The organism is Ructibacterium sp. SJQ-7 (genome assembly GCF_054696575.1).
In genome coordinates, this window is sequence record NZ_CP195193.1 from 959,121 (window position 1) to 976,728 (window position 17,608).

Annotated in this window: 15 protein-coding genes and 1 pseudogene; 10 read left to right on the forward strand and 6 right to left on the reverse strand. The window is 38.7% G+C overall.

The features are described from left to right. Window positions 1–38 precede the first annotated feature (38 nt). Both ACSAMO_RS04265 and ACSAMO_RS04270 read right to left on the reverse strand, forming a co-directional pair. Window positions 39–452, reverse strand: a pseudogene (locus ACSAMO_RS04265) (copper amine oxidase N-terminal domain-containing protein); the annotation flags it as partial. Next, window positions 376–1,278 carry a DUF2238 domain-containing protein gene (locus tag ACSAMO_RS04270; RefSeq protein WP_499209916.1) on the reverse strand — a complete coding sequence of 301 codons (903 nt, stop codon included), beginning with the start codon at window positions 1,276–1,278 and terminating at the stop codon, window positions 376–378. The pseudogene ACSAMO_RS04265 and the gene ACSAMO_RS04270, both read right to left, overlap by 77 nt. 177 nt (window positions 1,279–1,455) lie before the next feature. Here ACSAMO_RS04270 and ACSAMO_RS04275 point away from each other — a divergent pair, with 177 nt between their 5' ends. Next, the gene (locus tag ACSAMO_RS04275) at window positions 1,456–3,096 is read left to right on the forward strand and encodes an oleate hydratase (protein ID WP_499209917.1); all 1,641 of its coding nucleotides are present in this window, start codon (window positions 1,456–1,458) and stop codon (window positions 3,094–3,096) included. Between the two features lie 421 nt (window positions 3,097–3,517). After that, window positions 3,518–4,516 carry an IS30 family transposase gene (locus tag ACSAMO_RS04280; protein ID WP_499210085.1) on the forward strand — a complete coding sequence of 333 codons (999 nt, stop codon included), beginning with the start codon at window positions 3,518–3,520 and terminating at the stop codon, window positions 4,514–4,516. Window positions 4,517–4,576: 60 nt separating this feature from the next. Here the strand turns inward: ACSAMO_RS04280 and ACSAMO_RS04285 are convergent, their stop codons facing one another. The 3 genes from ACSAMO_RS04285 to ACSAMO_RS04295 all read right to left on the reverse strand — a co-directional run bounded on the left by ACSAMO_RS04285 (window position 4,577) and on the right by ACSAMO_RS04295 (window position 6,924). Further along, window positions 4,577–5,518, reverse strand: a complete 942-nt coding sequence (locus ACSAMO_RS04285) for a glycoside hydrolase family 43 protein (RefSeq protein ID WP_412614734.1) — start codon at window positions 5,516–5,518, stop codon at window positions 4,577–4,579. A 72-nt stretch (window positions 5,519–5,590) separates the two neighbouring features. Next, entirely contained in the window at window positions 5,591–6,343 is a 753-nt protein-coding gene (locus tag ACSAMO_RS04290; RefSeq protein ID WP_412614736.1) for a polysaccharide deacetylase family protein, read from the reverse strand. Between the two features lie 65 nt (window positions 6,344–6,408). After that, a complete protein-coding gene (locus ACSAMO_RS04295) occupies window positions 6,409–6,924 on the reverse strand; it encodes a hypothetical protein (protein WP_147513751.1) in 516 nt (171 codons plus the stop codon). Window positions 6,925–7,065: 141 nt separating this feature from the next. Between ACSAMO_RS04295 and ACSAMO_RS04300 the strand changes: the two genes are divergently transcribed. The 4 genes from ACSAMO_RS04300 (at window position 7,066) to ACSAMO_RS04315 (ending at window position 12,341) form a co-directional block, all read left to right on the forward strand. Beyond that, window positions 7,066–9,642: a calcium-translocating P-type ATPase, PMCA-type gene (locus ACSAMO_RS04300; protein ID WP_499209918.1), complete on the forward strand. Its 2,577-nt coding sequence runs from the start codon at window positions 7,066–7,068 to the stop codon at window positions 9,640–9,642. 3 nt (window positions 9,643–9,645) lie between these two features. Continuing rightward, window positions 9,646–9,876, forward strand: coding sequence for a FeoA family protein (locus tag ACSAMO_RS04305; protein WP_308456671.1), 231 nt, complete (start codon window positions 9,646–9,648; stop codon window positions 9,874–9,876). Continuing rightward, window positions 9,877–11,775, forward strand: coding sequence for a ferrous iron transport protein B (gene feoB, locus ACSAMO_RS04310; RefSeq protein ID WP_499209919.1), 1,899 nt, complete (start codon window positions 9,877–9,879; stop codon window positions 11,773–11,775). Between the two features lie 182 nt (window positions 11,776–11,957). After that, window positions 11,958–12,341 carry a metal-dependent transcriptional regulator gene (locus ACSAMO_RS04315; RefSeq protein ID WP_308456669.1) on the forward strand — a complete coding sequence of 128 codons (384 nt, stop codon included), beginning with the start codon at window positions 11,958–11,960 and terminating at the stop codon, window positions 12,339–12,341. Between the two features lie 182 nt (window positions 12,342–12,523). Here ACSAMO_RS04315 and ACSAMO_RS04320 read toward each other — a convergent pair whose 3' ends face one another. Next, entirely contained in the window at window positions 12,524–13,759 is a 1,236-nt protein-coding gene (locus tag ACSAMO_RS04320; RefSeq protein ID WP_499209920.1) for an NAD(P)-dependent oxidoreductase, read from the reverse strand. 278 nt (window positions 13,760–14,037) lie between these two features. Here ACSAMO_RS04320 and hisZ point away from each other — a divergent pair, with 278 nt between their 5' ends. From hisZ to ACSAMO_RS04340, 4 genes are read left to right on the forward strand one after another with little or no spacing between them, the layout of a single operon-like run. Next, on the forward strand, window positions 14,038–15,393 hold the full coding sequence (gene hisZ, locus ACSAMO_RS04325; RefSeq protein WP_022230351.1) for an ATP phosphoribosyltransferase regulatory subunit: 1,356 nt from the start codon (window positions 14,038–14,040) through the stop codon (window positions 15,391–15,393). Between the two features lie 22 nt (window positions 15,394–15,415). Beyond that, complete coding sequence (gene hisG / locus ACSAMO_RS04330; RefSeq protein WP_117968022.1) at window positions 15,416–16,054, forward strand: ATP phosphoribosyltransferase; 639 nt, start codon at window positions 15,416–15,418, stop codon at window positions 16,052–16,054. Then, window positions 16,051–16,764 carry a 1-(5-phosphoribosyl)-5-[(5-phosphoribosylamino)methylideneamino]imidazole-4-carboxamide isomerase gene (gene hisA, locus ACSAMO_RS04335; protein WP_308456666.1) on the forward strand — a complete coding sequence of 238 codons (714 nt, stop codon included), beginning with the start codon at window positions 16,051–16,053 and terminating at the stop codon, window positions 16,762–16,764. Before hisG ends, hisA begins: the two co-directional genes overlap by 4 nt. Before the next feature lie 18 nt (window positions 16,765–16,782). Beyond that, the gene (locus tag ACSAMO_RS04340) at window positions 16,783–17,502 is read left to right on the forward strand and encodes a tRNA lysidine(34) synthetase (protein WP_022230348.1); all 720 of its coding nucleotides are present in this window, start codon (window positions 16,783–16,785) and stop codon (window positions 17,500–17,502) included. The last annotated feature ends 106 nt before the right edge of the window (window positions 17,503–17,608 follow it).

The window sequence follows — 17,608 nt, forward strand, 5'->3', positions numbered from 1 at the left end:
TCTTCTACATTTTTCTTCGTGTAATCGATTGTAACGGTTGATGTACCTCCGTCCCAATTAACCGTTGCGCCGAACATTTCCGATATTGCTCTTAGCGGTACCATTGTGTAGTCATTCATTATAGTCGGCGATACGTCCATTACAGTTGTATCTTCAAGTGCAGTTGCCGAAGTTTTAAATGCGTGATCTTTGTCAATCCAAGTAAAATACAGATTACTTCCGTCGCAAAGTGTTATGCCCTTTGTATCTGCGTCCCACGACACGTCACAGCCAAGTGTCTCCGAAACGACTCTAAGAGGTACAAGTGTTCTTTCTTCAACAATTACAGGCGCCATTTCGGGATGAATTTCCTCACCGTTTACCTTTACCGTAATATCACTCGCCTGTACTGTCGGAACCAATGCCATTGTCACCGTCATTATTGACGCCAATATTAAGCTTAACTTTCTCATTCTTATTTCTCCTTTTCTTACTCTTAAATTCTTCAATCATTTTTTGTGTTTCTTCAATTTCCTCTGTTGTTTTCATAAGCGGAATAAAACTTTTCGCAATCTTTCCTTTACCTCTGTGCTTTATGTAAAGTATTCCGATAATCGAAAATACAACCGCACCGATACAGTTTACCATAAGGTCTTTCATTGTATCGATTATTCCGACATCAAGATACCCTCCCTCTATAACGTACTGTCCTCCGTTATAGTTCACAATCGTACTTGTTATGCCGTTTAAGCTGACTGTGCCGTTAAGTCCGTTCGGGTTAAGCGTTGCGGAATGTATTGCATTCACGATAAAATCTTTCTGCATATCCATTCCGAAAATTTGGTCCATACCAAACTCAAAGAATTCCCAAACAACTCCGACCGTCATAGAAAAACAAAATGCCACGAACGCTACAAAAAACGGTGACATATTAATATGAAATCTCGGGTCTTGATTTAAAATATCAATAAGTGCAAAGCCTATCGCCGCCATTATAAATCCGTTAATTGTATGGAGTACGGTATCCCAATACGGAAAAATCGTATAAAAACTTTGTATCTCACCGAGTATTTCCGCCGCAAATATGAATAGTAAAATTACAACTTCAAGCATTGTCGGTAATTTTATGTTCAATTTTAAGTCTACAAATCTCGGAATGTTAAATAAAACCAAAGTTAGCAGACACAGAAATACATTGTAGAAATTTCTGTTGAATATTTCCGCAACCATTGTTAAAACAACCAGAATTTGAAGAACAAGCAGCAGTACAAACCTACCTTTTTTTCCGATCCTCTTCATAATATATTCTCCTTTAACGATAGTATAGATTATTATATCATAATCCGACATTTTTTTCAATCAAAATGTTTACAGTATGTTCACTTTTTGCAGGGTAATATTTACTGTACAAAATTTGTTTTTTGTGATATAATAAGTAAATAGAATTGATTGAACGATTTTTAGGAGCGTGTTATTATGAAAAAAAGCGATCTTACAAAACTTATTGCAATCGGTGCGGCTGTAACAGCGGCTGCCGCCACTACTGCGATTGTTATTTCAAAGCACAAAAAACACAAAACAATGCTTGCAGAACACACAAAAACTCTTACGAAAAAGCAGGCATATATCACAGGCGGAGGACTTTCCGCATTTGCGTCAGCACTTTATCTTGTGCGTGACTGCGGTTTCACTCCGGAGAATATTCATATATTTACAAACGGTACTCGCGACTGCGGCAACAACGAAACAGGCTTTATCTGCCGTCGCGGAAAAACTATAAGCATCAAAGACAGTATGAATTTCTTTGACCTTATCAGCGATGTTGATTCTTTGGATATTCCTGATTTGACGGTATGCGATGAAATACTTAATATTTATCGTGCAAATATTTATCCTCGAAGTGTGACTTTGATTGATCAAGACAAGAACGTTATAGACAGTTCAAAAATCAAGATTTCAAAATCACACAGAAACGCAATACTTGCACTTATGCAGTCAAAACGTCCGCAAATTCAGTCTGTGTCGATATTTGACGTTATGGACAGCGATTTCTTTCTTTCGCCGTTCTGGAAACTTATTTCCGCATTATACGGTTTTACAGAAGAATCGAGTGCATATGAATTTGTAAACTGTATTGCAAATATGGATAATATGCTTTCGGGTATCATTCCGAATGATTTTGACAGATACGAAGAAATTGTCAACCCTCTAAAAGAGCATTTGAAGAAAATCGGTGTTGACGTAAGAGAAAATGCGGTTGTTACCGATATTGATTTTGAAAACGACAATGCCGACTCAATTCACTTTACGGACGGTGCAACAAGAAAGACTTTCTATCTTAATGACGGCGATATTTGTATTATGCCTACCGACGAAATGGCTGACTGCGAATCTTTCGGCAGCTTCAACGAACCTGCTCCGAAACTTTATTCAAAGCCGTTTGAACTTTGGGAAAAGCTTGCAGAAAAGCACCCGTCATTCAAATCACCTGACTTGTTCTTTGATGAATTTGAGGGTAATATGTCAGAGGAATTTACAATTACTCTTTCAAATAAACTTTTGCCTGAGCTTATTGACAAAGTTACTTGCGGTGCCTTGGGTTGCAACGGTATTATCGTGCTTGACGATTCAAATTGGAAAATGACAGTTTGTGCGGTACCGTCAACTTATTTTAAAGACCAAAGCGAAGATATTACAGTTTTGTGGGGCTGTGCTATGCGTCCTAATTGTGACGGTGACAGAAGCGGTAAAACTATGACTGAATGCAGCGGTGCCGAAATTTTATATGAACTTGTTTCATGCTTTAACCTTGATGAAGTTTGGGACGATATTCGCGAAACGGTAGTAAACGTAATTCCTTGCCACAGACGTTACGGTACATCATATTTATCACCTGTTAATTCAAAACTTGAAATAATTCCGACAGGTATAAAGAATTTTGCGGTTTCCGGCGATTTTGCCGAATCGGATAACGATACAGTATTCTCGGAAGAATATATCGTTTCAACCGCACGCACCGCATCATATAAACTTATGAAAACAAACAGAAAAATGTTTGAAAGCAAACCGAAATCATTCAGAGAAGTAAAAAAATCTTTAAAAAACTTGGTAAAATAATTTACAAACCGTAGACAAAACCGCTAAGGTTTTGTCTACTTTATTTTGGGAGTTTGAGGTGTAACCTCATTAAAAATCCTTTCTGACGACATGTGCGGCAGAAAGGGCTTAAAATCTAAAGTTTCAACTTGGGAGGAACTTTATGATTTTTTCTCTGGAAATACTCAAAAATTACATCGTCAGATGTGATTTTTGGAGTTTGTCGAAAATTTTTTCGACAAACTCTTTAAATTTAAGGTTATTTTAAGGTTTCAATATTATAATACAGTTAAAGAATTGATAATTATTAAATCAATTCACGATAATTTTTTCATTTTTTTCTTCCTTGAATTTACAATATAAGTGCAACAAGTAAAAAAATAATGACTCAAAGGGAAAAATCCAGTATAATAGAATTGCAACGACTATTATTGAAAGGATGATTCCCATGAGCCACTACAAACATTTTACCACAAAAGAACGAGAAAAGATACTGTTTTTTCTTGCACAAGAGAAAACAATTAGTTTTATAGCCAAAGAATTGCAGAGAGATAAATCATCGGTATCTCGTGAAATTAAGCGTAATACTAATACTGAAGGCATTTACTCGCCATCATACGCACAAAAGCAATATGAAATTCGAAGACGCAAATGTGGTAGAAAACCATTGTTATTAAATGCTGATATTCATAAAACTGTTCAATTCTTGTTTCTTCAATATCAATGGTCTCCGGAGCAAATTTCATTTCGTTTAAAACATGAGAAAAATCCTATACAAATTAGTTATGCTACAATTTATCGTGGAATATATCGAGGATTTTTAGAAGAAGGGAAATTATCTCCCGGTCAACGTGGAGTTGCAAGAAAGTTAAGACATAAAGGAAAAACCAGACATAAAAATGGTAGTATTGAAACGAGAGGCAAAATTAAAATTAGTCATCACATTTCAGAACGACCAGAACAAGCAAATCAACGAGAGAGAATAGGCGATTGGGAAGCTGATACTGTTGCAGGCGTAACAGGAAAAGCGTGTTTAGTAACGCTTGTTGACCGAAAGAGTCGTTATTTGTTGTGCGAAAAAGTAGCAAAAAAAGATTCTATCAGTGTAAAACAAGCGATAATTCATATGTTAAAAGATAGTCAAACAAAAACAATTACACCTGATAGGGGTAAAGAATTTTCACGACATGAAGAAATCAGCAAAGCTCTAAATGATGTGCAATTCTATTTTCCTGAACCACATCAACCATGGCAAAGAGGTACTAATGAGAATACTAATGGACTTCTACGCGAATATTTTCCTAAAAAACAGGATTTGACAGAAATTAAATCATCATTAATTAGAGATAAAACTCTTATTTTAAATCAGCGTCCACGCAAATGCTTGAACTGGAAATCGCCTTTTGAAGTTTATTTTGATATATCGTTGCATTTGACTTGACAATTCAAGTCATAAAAAAGCAGAGCCATTAAGGCTCTGCTTTTTTGTGCTGTTACAAATTTATATATTCTTCGGAACAGGTTCACCAAATATCGGAAGTCCGTTTTCATCATATTCAAACACTTTCGCTCTTGCGTGACGGTTGTTATCGTGAAGCGGATCGCCTTTGATTTCCTTATAGTTTCGGCTGTGATATATAAGCACGTCTTTACCGTTATCGGTCGTGAAACAGTTATGTCCCGGTCCGTACTGCTTATTCTCCTCGCTCGTTTTAAATACAGGCTTGTCGCTCTTATGCCACGACTTTATATCAAGCAAATCACTGTTTTCATCTGCCCAAAGCATTCCCATACAGTATCTCCAACCTGTATCGGACGCCGAATATGTAACGATAACTTTACCGTTTCTGACAAGTACCGCCGGACCTTCATTTACTTTAAATCCCTGCACTTCCCAATCATACTCCGGTGTTGTAAGAATCATCGGCTTTGTTGCAAGAGTCCAAGGATTTTTCATTTTTGCAATATACACGTCAGATACATCTGCAGGCTCTGTCTTTTGTGCCCAAAGTACATATTGTTCACCCTTATGTATAAATGTGGTCATATCAAGCGAAAAGCTTTCCGCTCCCACATCAATTCTGCCCTTTTCAATCCACTTACCAGTCATAGGATTTTCGTCCTCGCACATAAGCAGATACGGTCTGATTTCCCATACGTCTTTTGCGTCACCGGCGGTGAAATAAATATACCACACACCGTCTATATAATGAAGTTCAGGCGCCCAAATATGTGAGCCCATTTCACCTGTCGGATGCTTTTTCCACACTACTTCCGAATCAGCTGTCAAAAGTCCGTTAAGAGTCTTTGCACGTCTTATCTCAATACAGTCATACTGCGGCATTGTACCTGTGAAATAGTAATATCCGTCAGTATGCAGATACACAAACGGATCTGCTCGCTGATACACCAAAGGACTGTTATATTCATATTTCTTATCCATATTATTTTCTCCGTTTCGCTTTTATATTTTCATATTATCTATTATAATAGCTTACAACGGTTTTGTAAATAATTATTTTTGAAATTGTCTGCCTGTATTGTCTATCACATAATTATCTTTGTAAATAAGCTCCGACACTGTTACAAATTCATATTTGCACTCCAATGCCTCCAATATTTTCGGCAGAATTGCCGCCGTATTATTTGTGCCGTTATGCAAAAGAATTATGTCGCCGTTTTGCGTGCGTCTTACGCTTCTTTCATATATATCCTGTGCCTCCGCATCACCGTAATCAATTCCGTCCACCGACCACTGAATATACATTCTTCCGCTATCCTCCGCCGCTTTCACGACAGTGTTATTATATCCGCCTGACGGCGCACGCATAAGGTACGGTCTTTCACCGGTTATGCTTTCAACAGTTCCGTCACATTTATCAAGGTCGGCTGTAATCGCCTCTGCCGACATTTTCGTATAATCCGCGTGATTATATGAATGATTGCCGATTTCATGTCCCCTGTCATAAATTTTCTTCAAACTTTCGGAATACTTTTCCGCCCAATCACCCACGACAAAAAACGTTGCCTTGCAATTATACTTGTCCAACGTATCAAGAATCGAGTCAATATCATCATCGTTCCACGCACAGTCAAATGTCAGTGCGATTTTATTGTCGCACCTCTCTACGCTGTAAATCGGAATTTCTCTGCCGTTTACGTTAAACACGCTTACCGCTCTTGAAGTCGTAAACCAAATTATCGGTATAACCGCAAAAATCAGTAATGCTATTATAATATGCTTTAATTTAATAACATAAAAATTCAAAATGCCGACCTCCTAAAATATATCTGCTTAATATATCTTATTCGCGTCGGCATATGTTTATGACATCACAAAAGCCATGACGGAAGTTTATTTTTCTTTTCTTCTTTCTTTTCCTCGATCGGCTTTGTTTCTTCTGTTTTCTCGATTTTAATTTCAGTCTTTTTAACCTTTGTCACGTCTTTTTTCTTCGGTGCGGTTCTCTTAGGTTTTGCCTGCTTTTTCGGTGTATCGTTTTCTAAATTTTTGATACATTCTTCTATTTCTTCGTCAGTTTCAAGAGGCTCACTTTTAAATCTGTCCGCAAAAAGCTTGCCCTCTCTTTCGTGCGTTCTGTTGAAATATCTCGCATAACTTGTCGTGACAGGTTTCATTGTCATTGAAATTCCCTTTTCACCCTCTTTTACAACAAGACGAATTTCCGACTTTGTAAGATAATAGCCATGTACAATACCTGTTGCGAAATTCTTTTCAAGAATTTCAACAAACATTTTTTTATCCTCGTCTGTCACAAAAAGTTCATTGCCTTTCAGCGTAATATAATAATTACCACTTTTACTTATCTCTCTTGCCTTTCTTGCCATTTAGTGTCCCTCCTTTTCTTATATTATAACACATTTTCGGAGGGGACACTAAAACATTTTAATTACAATTTAAAGACAAGTTGGTTATAAATACAGGCAATACGGAATAGTTATATCGTATAAAACAGAGGAGGTATAAAAATGCAGACATACCACAATAAAACCGTACAGCAAACCGCCGAATTGCTCGGTACGGATATAAAAACAGGACTTACACATGACGAGATAAAGAAACGACTTCACCATTACGGCAAAAACGAACTTATCGAAAAAAAGAAAAAGAACATATTTATAAAATTCCTTGAACAATTTAATGATTTTATGATAATTATACTTCTTGCCGCCGCTGCGGTATCATTTATAACGTCAATTATGCAAGGTGACGCGGATGTAACAGAGCCTGTAATAATTCTTGCAATCGTCATATTAAACGCATTGCTCGGAGTTATTCAAGAAAAACGTGCCGAAAAAAGTCTTGAGGCTTTAAAGAAACTATCCTCACCCCATGCCTGTGTACTCAGAAACGGCAATGAGCTTAATATTCCTGCCGCGAACGTTGTTCCCGGTGATATACTTATAATATCGGCAGGCGATCTTGTTGCCGCAGACTGCCGTCTTGTCACATCTAACAACCTCACAACAGACGAATCCTCTCTTACCGGTGAATCTGTAAACGCCGAAAAAGACGCATCGGTTGTACTTGAAGAATTCACGGCACTTGGGGACAGAAAAAATATAATCCTTTCTTCCACCTCCGTAACAGGCGGAAAAGCCACCGCGATAGTTACGGGTACGGGAATGAATACGGAAGTCGGACACATTGCGAATATGCTCCTTGATGATGAAACACCGCAGACACCGCTTCAGCTAAAGCTTGCCGATACAGGCAAAACGCTCGGTATTGCCGCACTTTTCGTATGCCTTGTTATTTTTATTGTCGGACTGTTCCGTCATCTTCCGCCGTTTGATATGTTTATGACAGCCGTTTCTTTGGCGGTTGCCGCAATACCGGAGGGACTTCCGGCAATAGTTACGATTATGCTTGCAATCGGCGTAATGCGTATGTCAAAGCATAACGCAATAGTACGAAACCTTCCGTCTGTCGAAACGCTCGGCAGTGCATCCGTAATATGCTCCGACAAAACAGGTACTTTAACGCAAAACAAAATGACCGTAACTTCATTTTATACGCACGATGAAAAAAAGCTGATACGACTTTGTTCAATGTGTTGCGACTGTGATGAGGGACACAAAAGTCCGACAGAAAGTGCAATACTCGCCGCTGCAAAAAAACACGGTTTTGACAAGTCCGTACTTGACAAAAAATACAGACGTATTGACGAAATTCCTTTCGACTCAACACGCAAACGAATGACTACAATGCACAGGGACATAAAAGGTTATAAAACAATAATAAAGGGTGCATTGGAATTTGTACTTCCGCTATGCACCGATATTTATAACGGTAAAAAGGCTATTCCGCTTACTTCGCAGAGCAAGCGAAAAATTGTATCCGAAAATTCAAAAATGACTTCGGACGGTTTGCGTGTAATCGCCGTTTGTTATCGTGATGATTACACAAAGACAGCAATCAACGAAAACAATATGGTATTTATCGGTCTTATCGGCATTGAAGACCCGCCGCGAAAAGAGGCAAAGCAATCCGTAGAACTTTGTAAAAGAGCAGGTATTCGTCCTATTATGATAACAGGCGATCACGCAGAAACGGCTTTATCTGTTGCGAAAAAAATCGGAATTGCGGACGATAATTCAAAGGTTATGACAGGCGATATTCTTGAAAAAATATCGGATAACGAACTTGCACTCACAATAAATCAATACAACGTATTTGCACGCGTTACTCCGAGCCATAAAATGAAAATTGTAAAAGCGCTTAAAGCCAACGGTGAAATTGTCGCAATGACAGGTGACGGTGTAAATGACGCGCCTGCACTTTCCGCCGCCGATATTGGATGCAGTATGGGCATAACAGGTACGGACGTTGCAAAATCAGCATCTGATATGGTGCTTACGGACGATAATTTTGCTACTATTATATATGCAGTCCGTGAGGGCAGAAGTATTTTTTCAAACATCAAAAAAGCGGTACAATTTTTGCTTTCAAGCAACATAGGCGAAATTCTGACCGTATTTTCGGGTATTATGTTCGGTTGGTCGTCACCGCTTACCGCTATACAGCTTTTATGGGTAAATCTCGTCACCGACTCACTTCCTGCTATTTCTTTGGGACTTGACACTCCCGACAGCGATATAATGGATAAACCGCCGCGTTCACCGAAAAAAGGTTTATTTGCCGACGGACTTTGGCTGACAATCATATTTGAGGGCTTGATGATAGGTGCACTCGCACTTTTGGCATTCACCATAGGTGCAAACATCTTCGGCGGTATTACAGCAGGTCGTACAATGGCATTTGCGGTGCTTAGTATTTCTCAGTTGGTACACGCATTTAATATGAGAAGTGAACACTCCGTTTTTAAAGCCGGTATATTTAAAAATCCTTACCTTGTGCTTTCACTGATTTCGGGACTTATTTTGGAGGTGTCGGTAATTTCCGTTCCGTACCTTGCAAATATTTTCGGAGTTATTCCGCTCAATGCTATGGGCTGGATTGTTGTAACGGTACTGTCCGTTATGCCTCTTATAATCGTTGAGCTTCAAAAGTTTGTCAGCTCGTTTGTATGGCGAAAGGACTGATATATGAATTTAAGCAATTTAAAGAAAAACGAATCCGGCGTTATATCCGCAATACGGTTAAGCGGTTCAATTAAACGCCGTCTTTCCGATATGGGAATGACGCCCGGTGCAACCGTAAAAATGCTTAGATTAGCACCGCTCGGCGATCCTGTCGAATTTCGTGTACTCAACTGTAACATAGGTATACGAAAAAAGGACGCCGAAAAAATTTTTATTCACAAGGTGGTGAAATGAATGTCCGATACAAAAACAGTCGTTGCTCTTGTCGGCAATCCGAATTGCGGAAAAACAACTCTTTTCAACGAACTCACAGGCAGTAATTATGATGTCGGCAACCGCATAGGCGTTACTGTTGAAAGCAAAAAAGGCATATGCCGTTACAACAAAAATATGCTTATAGTCGATCTTCCGGGTATCTATTCCCTTTCACCGAACAGTGCGGAGGAAATTATAACGCACGACTTCATTATAAATGAAAAGCCCGATTTAATACTCAACATAGTTGACGCAACCAACCTCGAACGCAATCTCTACCTTACAACACAGCTTGCCGAAACAGGCGTGCCTATGGTAATCGCACTGAATATGGCGGACGCAGTTAAGAAAAACGGTTTTGAAATTAATGCAAATATGTTGACAAAACGTCTTAATATACCGTCTGTTCCGATTTCGGCAAGCAAATGTATCGGGATTGAAAAACTCATCAAAGAATGTAACTTAGGCGGTAATACACAAAATCAAATTAAATACAATGCGGAAATTGAAAGGGCAATTTCCGCATTATGCTTAAAAAATAAAATAAGCCGTTTTTACGCCATACAACTTACAGAAAAAAATGATACCGAAACACATATAGCGCAAGCTCGCTACAAATTCATAAAATCAGTCGCAGCCGACTGCGTAAAAATAATCGGTCAAAACAGACAATTTCTTCTGACCGAAAAAATAGATTCAATCGCTATGCACCCATTGTTTGCGATACCGATTTTTATACTTGTAATGTTTTGTGTTTTTCAGATAACGTTCGGAACTTTTGGTTCGATGATGTCCGATATGCTCGACACCCTGTTTAACGTTCAGTTTGCAAATATGCTTGAAAATATTTTAACATCAGCCGAAGTCGGTGCATTTTTCAAAGGACTTTTGCTTGACGGAATAATATCCGGAATAGGCAGTGTCATAACATTTTTTCCGCAGATAATGCTGTTATTTTTATTCCTTTCCTTTCTTGAAGATTCGGGATATATGGCACGAACGGCTTTTATTATGGACAAACTTTTTATAAAAATCGGTCTTTCGGGCAAGTCGTTTGTACCTATGATAATGGGATTTGGGTGCAGTGTTCCTGCGACAATGGCAGTCAGAACGCTTGACAACGAACGTGACAGAAAACTGACAATGCTGTTGATACCGTTTATGTCGTGCGGTGCAAAAATGCCGGTTTATGCGGTATTTACAGCGGCACTGTTTCCGAATAATGCAGGTATCGTCACATTCAGTTTATACATTTTAGGGATAGCTTTAGGGGTAATTTCGGGATTGATTTTGTCAAATACGGTATTCAAAGGCGATGAACCGCCTTTTGTACTTGAACTTCCACCCTACCGAATGCCGACTTTCAAATCGACATTTAATCATATGTGGGATAAAGTCAAGGACTTCCTTACAAGAGTAGGTACTGTAATTTTGCTTGCAAGTATAATCATCTGGCTTTTGAAAAATCTTGATTTTCATTTGCATTTAACCGCTGACAGCGAATACAGCATTATCGGCACTTTAGGAAAACTTATCGCACCGATATTTAAACCTTGCGGATTCGGTAATTGGAAAGTTGCGGTAAGCCTTATTTCAGGTTTTGCCGCAAAAGAGGCAGTCGTGTCAACTATGTCAATCCTATACGGAGCATACAACACCGCCGACCTTGTATCGTGCCTTACGACTTCATTCACTCCCCTGTCGGCATATTCGTTTTTAACGTTTGTACTGCTTTATGTGCCTTGTATCGCCGCAGTGTCAACACTCCGCAGTGAACTCAACTCACGAAAATTAACCGCATTTTCGGTATTATATCAGCTTTCTGTTGCGTGGATAATGTCAACGCTTGTATTCCAAATCGGTAATTTATTTGTATAGACTTCACAAAATTAAATTTTTTTATGTTAGCTATTGCAAATTAAAGTGATTTAGGTTATAATAAAGGCATAATTTAATTGATATTAATTTTCGAAACCAAAGAGGGTTTTAGAAACAGTAATGTTTCTATACCCTCTTTATTTTTTTATTAGTTTGCGGACAGAAAGGCTATGGTGATTAATATGTTAGTTGATAATGATATTTGTATCTCAAGCGCACTGGAAGATTATCTTGAATCAATATATGAAATTTCAAAGCAAAAGACGAGTGTGCGCATAACGGATATTGCCCTTGCACTCAAAATATCAAAACCAAGTGTGAACAGAGCGGTAAATACTCTAAAAAAGCAAGGTCTTGTTTCTCACGAGCCTTACGGCGATATAATTCTTACGGAAAAGGGTTTTGAGCTCGGTGAAGCAGTATATCACCGTCATACGATGATTAAAAAATTCCTTGTAAATGTTCTTCATATTCCCGAAGATGATGCCGAAAAAGAGGCTTGCCAAATTGAGCATAATATAAGCCAAAATACAGTTGAAAAAATGAAAAGTTTTATGGAAAACTAAAAAGGAGTACCGAAAATGAACTCATCGACGTACATTTGTACGTTAGAGTTTATTTTCACAAAAAGTGCAAAGGCAAGCCGTATATCAAAGATAGGCTTGCCTTTGTTTATAATATCCGTAAATTAAATTCAAATATAAAATAATATTTTGCACTGTTCGGACAATTTATCGACCTCCTGAATTTATAAATCTCTTTCGTGCATTAAACCCTTCATATAATCGTCCATTGCGTCTGCAACTTGCTTTGAATACGCAACCGCCTCAACAACCGTTTTCGCACCGCGGACAACATCGCCCGACGCAAAAATACCGTCACGCGTAGTTTCTCCGAACGTGTTTGTTACAAGCAAACCTTTTTCATTAACTTCCAAGCCTGTCGTTGTTGAAACAATTCTGTCCTTCGGGCCTTGACTTATCGCAATAATCGTTGAATCTGCCTGATAAAGATTTTCCGTCCCTCTTATCGGCGAAAGATTTCCTTTTCCGTCACATTCAAGTTCAACAAATATAACTCCGTCATCTACAATTTCCACAGGCTCAACGTGTACCACGAATTCAACACCGTCAATCTTTGCATAATCCACTTCACGCTGACTTGCTGCCAAATGGTCACTTCTTGAAAATACCGTAACCTTTTTAGCACCGTGTCTTAAAGCAGTTCTTGCAACGTCCATTGCCGAGTTACCAGCACCGATAATATTAACCGTATCGCCAAGTCTATAAACATCGGGATTGGTAAGATAATTAATCGCATAATGCACATTTCCGAGCGTTTCGCCTTTTATATGAAGTGTGTTCGGTTTCCATACGCCTGTACCGATAAATATTGCACTGTAACCGTCACGGAACATATCGTCAACGCTTATAGTCGTACCTATTGCCGTATTCGGTCTGATTTTAATACCAAGCTCAATCAATTTTTCCTTATATCTTTCCAAAATTGATTTCGGCAATCTGAATTCGGGAATACCGTATCTCAACACACCGCCGATTTTTTCTCTTGATTCAAATATCGTAATATCATATCCGCGCTGTGCAAGTATTACCGCAATGGTTATACCGGCAGGACCTGAGCCGATTATACCTGCTTTCAAGCTGTTTTTTTCAATCCCCGAAAAACTAAGTTTATCAAAATAGTTTTCGGAAATATAATTTTCAATACTGCTTATATGAACCGGTGAGCCTTTTCTGTTCAAAACGCAATGTCCCTCACATTGATTTTCATGATTACATATAAGCGAACAGACGATTGAAAGCGGATTATTCTCAAACACCATCTCGCCGGCTTGATTTATATCCCCCTCTAAAAACGTATGTATCATATCCGGTATCGGTGTATGTATCGGACATCCCTCTCTGCACATAGGTTTCTTACAGTTCAAGCATCTTTTTGCTTCATTAATAACGTGTATCGCCATTTCATATTTCCTTTCTGCAATATATTTACTAATTTGATTTTAACACATTTTATGTGAACATTCAACAGTTTAAATAATAAATTTTGTTGACAATTTGTTAATTTTTTCTCAATTACAAATTTCGACTTAATACTACATTCCTTATCCTTGAAAATACACCGTTTTAGTGATAAAATTATATTGTTTACTTGACAATTTACAAATTAAGTTGTATAATAACTTTATCGCTTTAGCATAATAAAGTTAAAATTCAAAAATATATTGAAAGGATTAGTTTTATGTCTAATTGGAAATTGCATACACCGAACGGTGTAAATGATATACTGCCGGACGAATGTGCAGTAAAAAAAGAAATTGAATCAACAATATGGTCTGTTTTTTCTTCAATCGGTTACAAAGAAGTTGAAACACCTACATTTGAATATTACGACTGTTATTTAGGTCTTAGCGGTCAGATTTCACAAGAGCATATGTTCAAGTTTTTTGACGAGCAAGGACGTATTCTTGCACTAAGACCGGACTTTACAACATCAATCGCCCGTATGGCGGCAACAAAGGTTGCAAATTCAGACAAGCCTCAGCGCTACCTATACACAGGCAACGTATACAGAGTTGAGCAAACACAAGGCGCACGTCAAAGAGAATTTACACAAAGCGGTATCGAGCTTATCGGCTCATACTCACCTGCCGCAGACGCTGAAGTTATTTCAGCAGCTATGGAGGCTGTTCTTGCGGTAGGTATTGAAGAATTTTCAATGGAAATCGGTCAGATTGCATTCTTCAACGGACTTGTAAAGCAAGCAGGACTTGACGAACAATCTATCGAAAAACTTCGTGAACGTATTGATTCAAAAGACTCTGTCGGTATTAAGACAATTACGGACAAACTTGATATTGATGACAATATCAAAAATCTTATGATTGATTTGCCTTACCTTTTCGGCGGTGAAGAGGTTTTCAAAAAGGCTTATGTTGACGGCCTTAACGAAGAATCCAAAAACGCACTTGACAACTTAAAGCGTATATATGAGCTTTTGTGTCTGTACGGTTTTGAAAAGTACGTTTCTATTGACCTTGGTATGCTTGAAAGTATCGACTACTACACAGGCTCAATCTTTAAGTGCTACACACACGGTGTCGGATTTCCTATTTGTGCCGGAGGACGTTATGACAACCTTATGGGACAATTTGGTGACAATAAAGGTGCTGTCGGTGCGGCAATCGGTATAAACAGACTTATTTCTGTACTAAGCGACAAGGAGGTACATGATGTTTCCGCATCACTTGTTTTTGCCGAAAAGAACGCCGAAGGCATTGCCTATGACATTGCATACAATCTTCGTGTAAACGGCTGCCTTGTTGAAATGTATATCGGTGACGGCGATTATAAAGCAGCAGAGGAATATTCAAAAGGTAAAAATATCGGTGCAATGCTTAGAGTTTTCCCTAACGGTCAGCTTATGATTAACGATTTTGCAAAACACGAAATTATAGAAACAACCGCAAACGAATTTTTAGGCTACTATGACGAATCTATGATGTTTGACGAACACGACCATTGCGGCTGCGGTTGTGACCATGACCACGAGCATGAACATCACCACGACCACTGCGACTGCGGTCACGAACACTGATTTTAGGGAGGAAGAGATTATAATGAGATATTTAACAGTTGCTCTTGCAAAGGGCAGACTTGCCGAACTTGCAATGGAATTATTTATTTCAATCGGAATGGATTGTTCCGAAATGAAAGAAAAAACAAGAAAACTTATTTTCACTGACGAAAAAAACAAGATGAAATTTATCCTTGTAAAAGCGTCTGACGTTCCTACTTACGTTGAATACGGTGCGGCTGACATCGGTATCGTCGGTAAGGACACACTTTTGGAAGAAAGCCGTAACCTATATGAAATGGTTGATTTGGGTTTTGGAAAATGTAAAATGGCTGTATGCGGTCCGAAAGAATTAAAAGGTAAGCTTGGCACTATGACAAATCTTCGTGTTGCGTCAAAGTATCCGCACATCGCAATGAAATATTTCCAAGACGACAAAGGTCAGACTATTGAAATTATAAAACTAAACGGCTCTGTTGAGCTTGCTCCGCTTGTCGGACTTTCGGACGTCATTGTCGATATTGTCGAAACAGGTAAAACACTTTACGAAAACGGTCTTGACGTTCTTGAGGATGTATGCCCTCTAAGTGCACGTTTTGTTGTAAACAAGGTTAGTATGAAAATGGAAACAGAACGTATTATGAATATTGTAAAACAGTTTGAGGAGAGAATTACAAAATGAGAATTTACCCTGCGATTGATATAAAAGACGGTAAATGCGTGAGATTGTTCAAGGGACAATTTTCGGACGTTACCGTATACGGTGACTCCCCTGCCGAAATGGCTAAAAAATGGGAAAGTCTTGGCGGTGAATATATCCACGTTGTCGACCTTGACGGTGCTTTAAAAGGTCATGGCGTAAATGCCGCAAAAATCAAAGAAATATGCGAAAGCGTCAATGTTCCCGTACAAACGGGCGGCGGTATTCGTACTATGGAGGATATTGAGGCAAAACTTGCCTGCGGTATTGACAGAGTAATCATAGGTACAAAAGCCGTTTCAGACAGTGAATTTGTTAAACGTGCCGTTGATAAATACGGCAAAAAAATCGTTATCGGTATTGACGCAAAAGACGGTATGGTTGCTATCGAGGGTTGGGAAAAAACAAGCGATTTTACCGCTGTTGAATTTGCAAAGAAAATGGTAAATATCGGCGTACAGACAATCGTTTATACGGATATTGCAACCGACGGTACACTTGCCGGTCCTAACGTAAACGCAATGGCTGAAATGGCAAGTGCGGTAAATGCCGATATTATCGCCTCGGGCGGTGTCGGAAGTCTTGACCACATCAAGTCACTTGTTACAACAGGTGTTGAGGGTGTTATCGTTGGAAAGGCACTTTATACGGATAAGGTTGACTTAACCGAAGCTATCAAGGCGGTAAAATAACAGGAAAGGCTGAATAATATGAAAAAGGTAGTAAGTCTTACAAGGCGTGCTATTGAACAGTATAATATGATTGAGGACGGCGATAAAATTGCCGTCGGTGTTTCCGGCGGTAAGGACAGTCTTGTACTGCTTAATGTGCTTGCGGAACTTTCGCGATACTATCCGAAAAAATTTACCGTTATGGGATTGACTTTGGATATGGGATATGATGCCGATTATTCAAAAGTACAAAAAATGTGTGATGATTTGGGCGTTGAATATAAGGTTAAGAAAACAAATATTAAAGAGATTATTTTTGATATACGAAAAGAATCCAATCCTTGCTCATTGTGTGCAAAAATGCGCCGCGGTGCGTTAAATGATATGGCAATCGAAAACGGTTGCAATAAAGTTGCACTCGGTCATCATAATGATGATGTGCTTGAAACATTCTTCCTTAGCCTTATGCACGAGGGCAGAATACATTGTTTTTCGCCTGTTACATATCTCGACCGCACTGATATGTATCAAATCAGACCTATGATTTACGTTCGCGAACGTGATATTAGGGGTGTGGTTAAAAATTATGATATTCCCGTTGTTCACAATCCTTGTCCTGCTGACGGATATACGCAACGTCAATATATGAAAGATCTTATTAAACGTCTTGAAAAGGAAATGTATCCCGGACTTAGAAAAAGACTTTTCAGAGCAATTCAAGACAGTGCAATAGACGGTTGGAGCGATTATACAAAATAAGGACGGTCATTGACCGTCCTTGTTTTTTTGCCGCCGCTCCTTCACTTCGTTACACCTCTCCTCAAGGAAAGGTTTTTTGTATGGCTCCCATTGAGGGGAGCTGTCG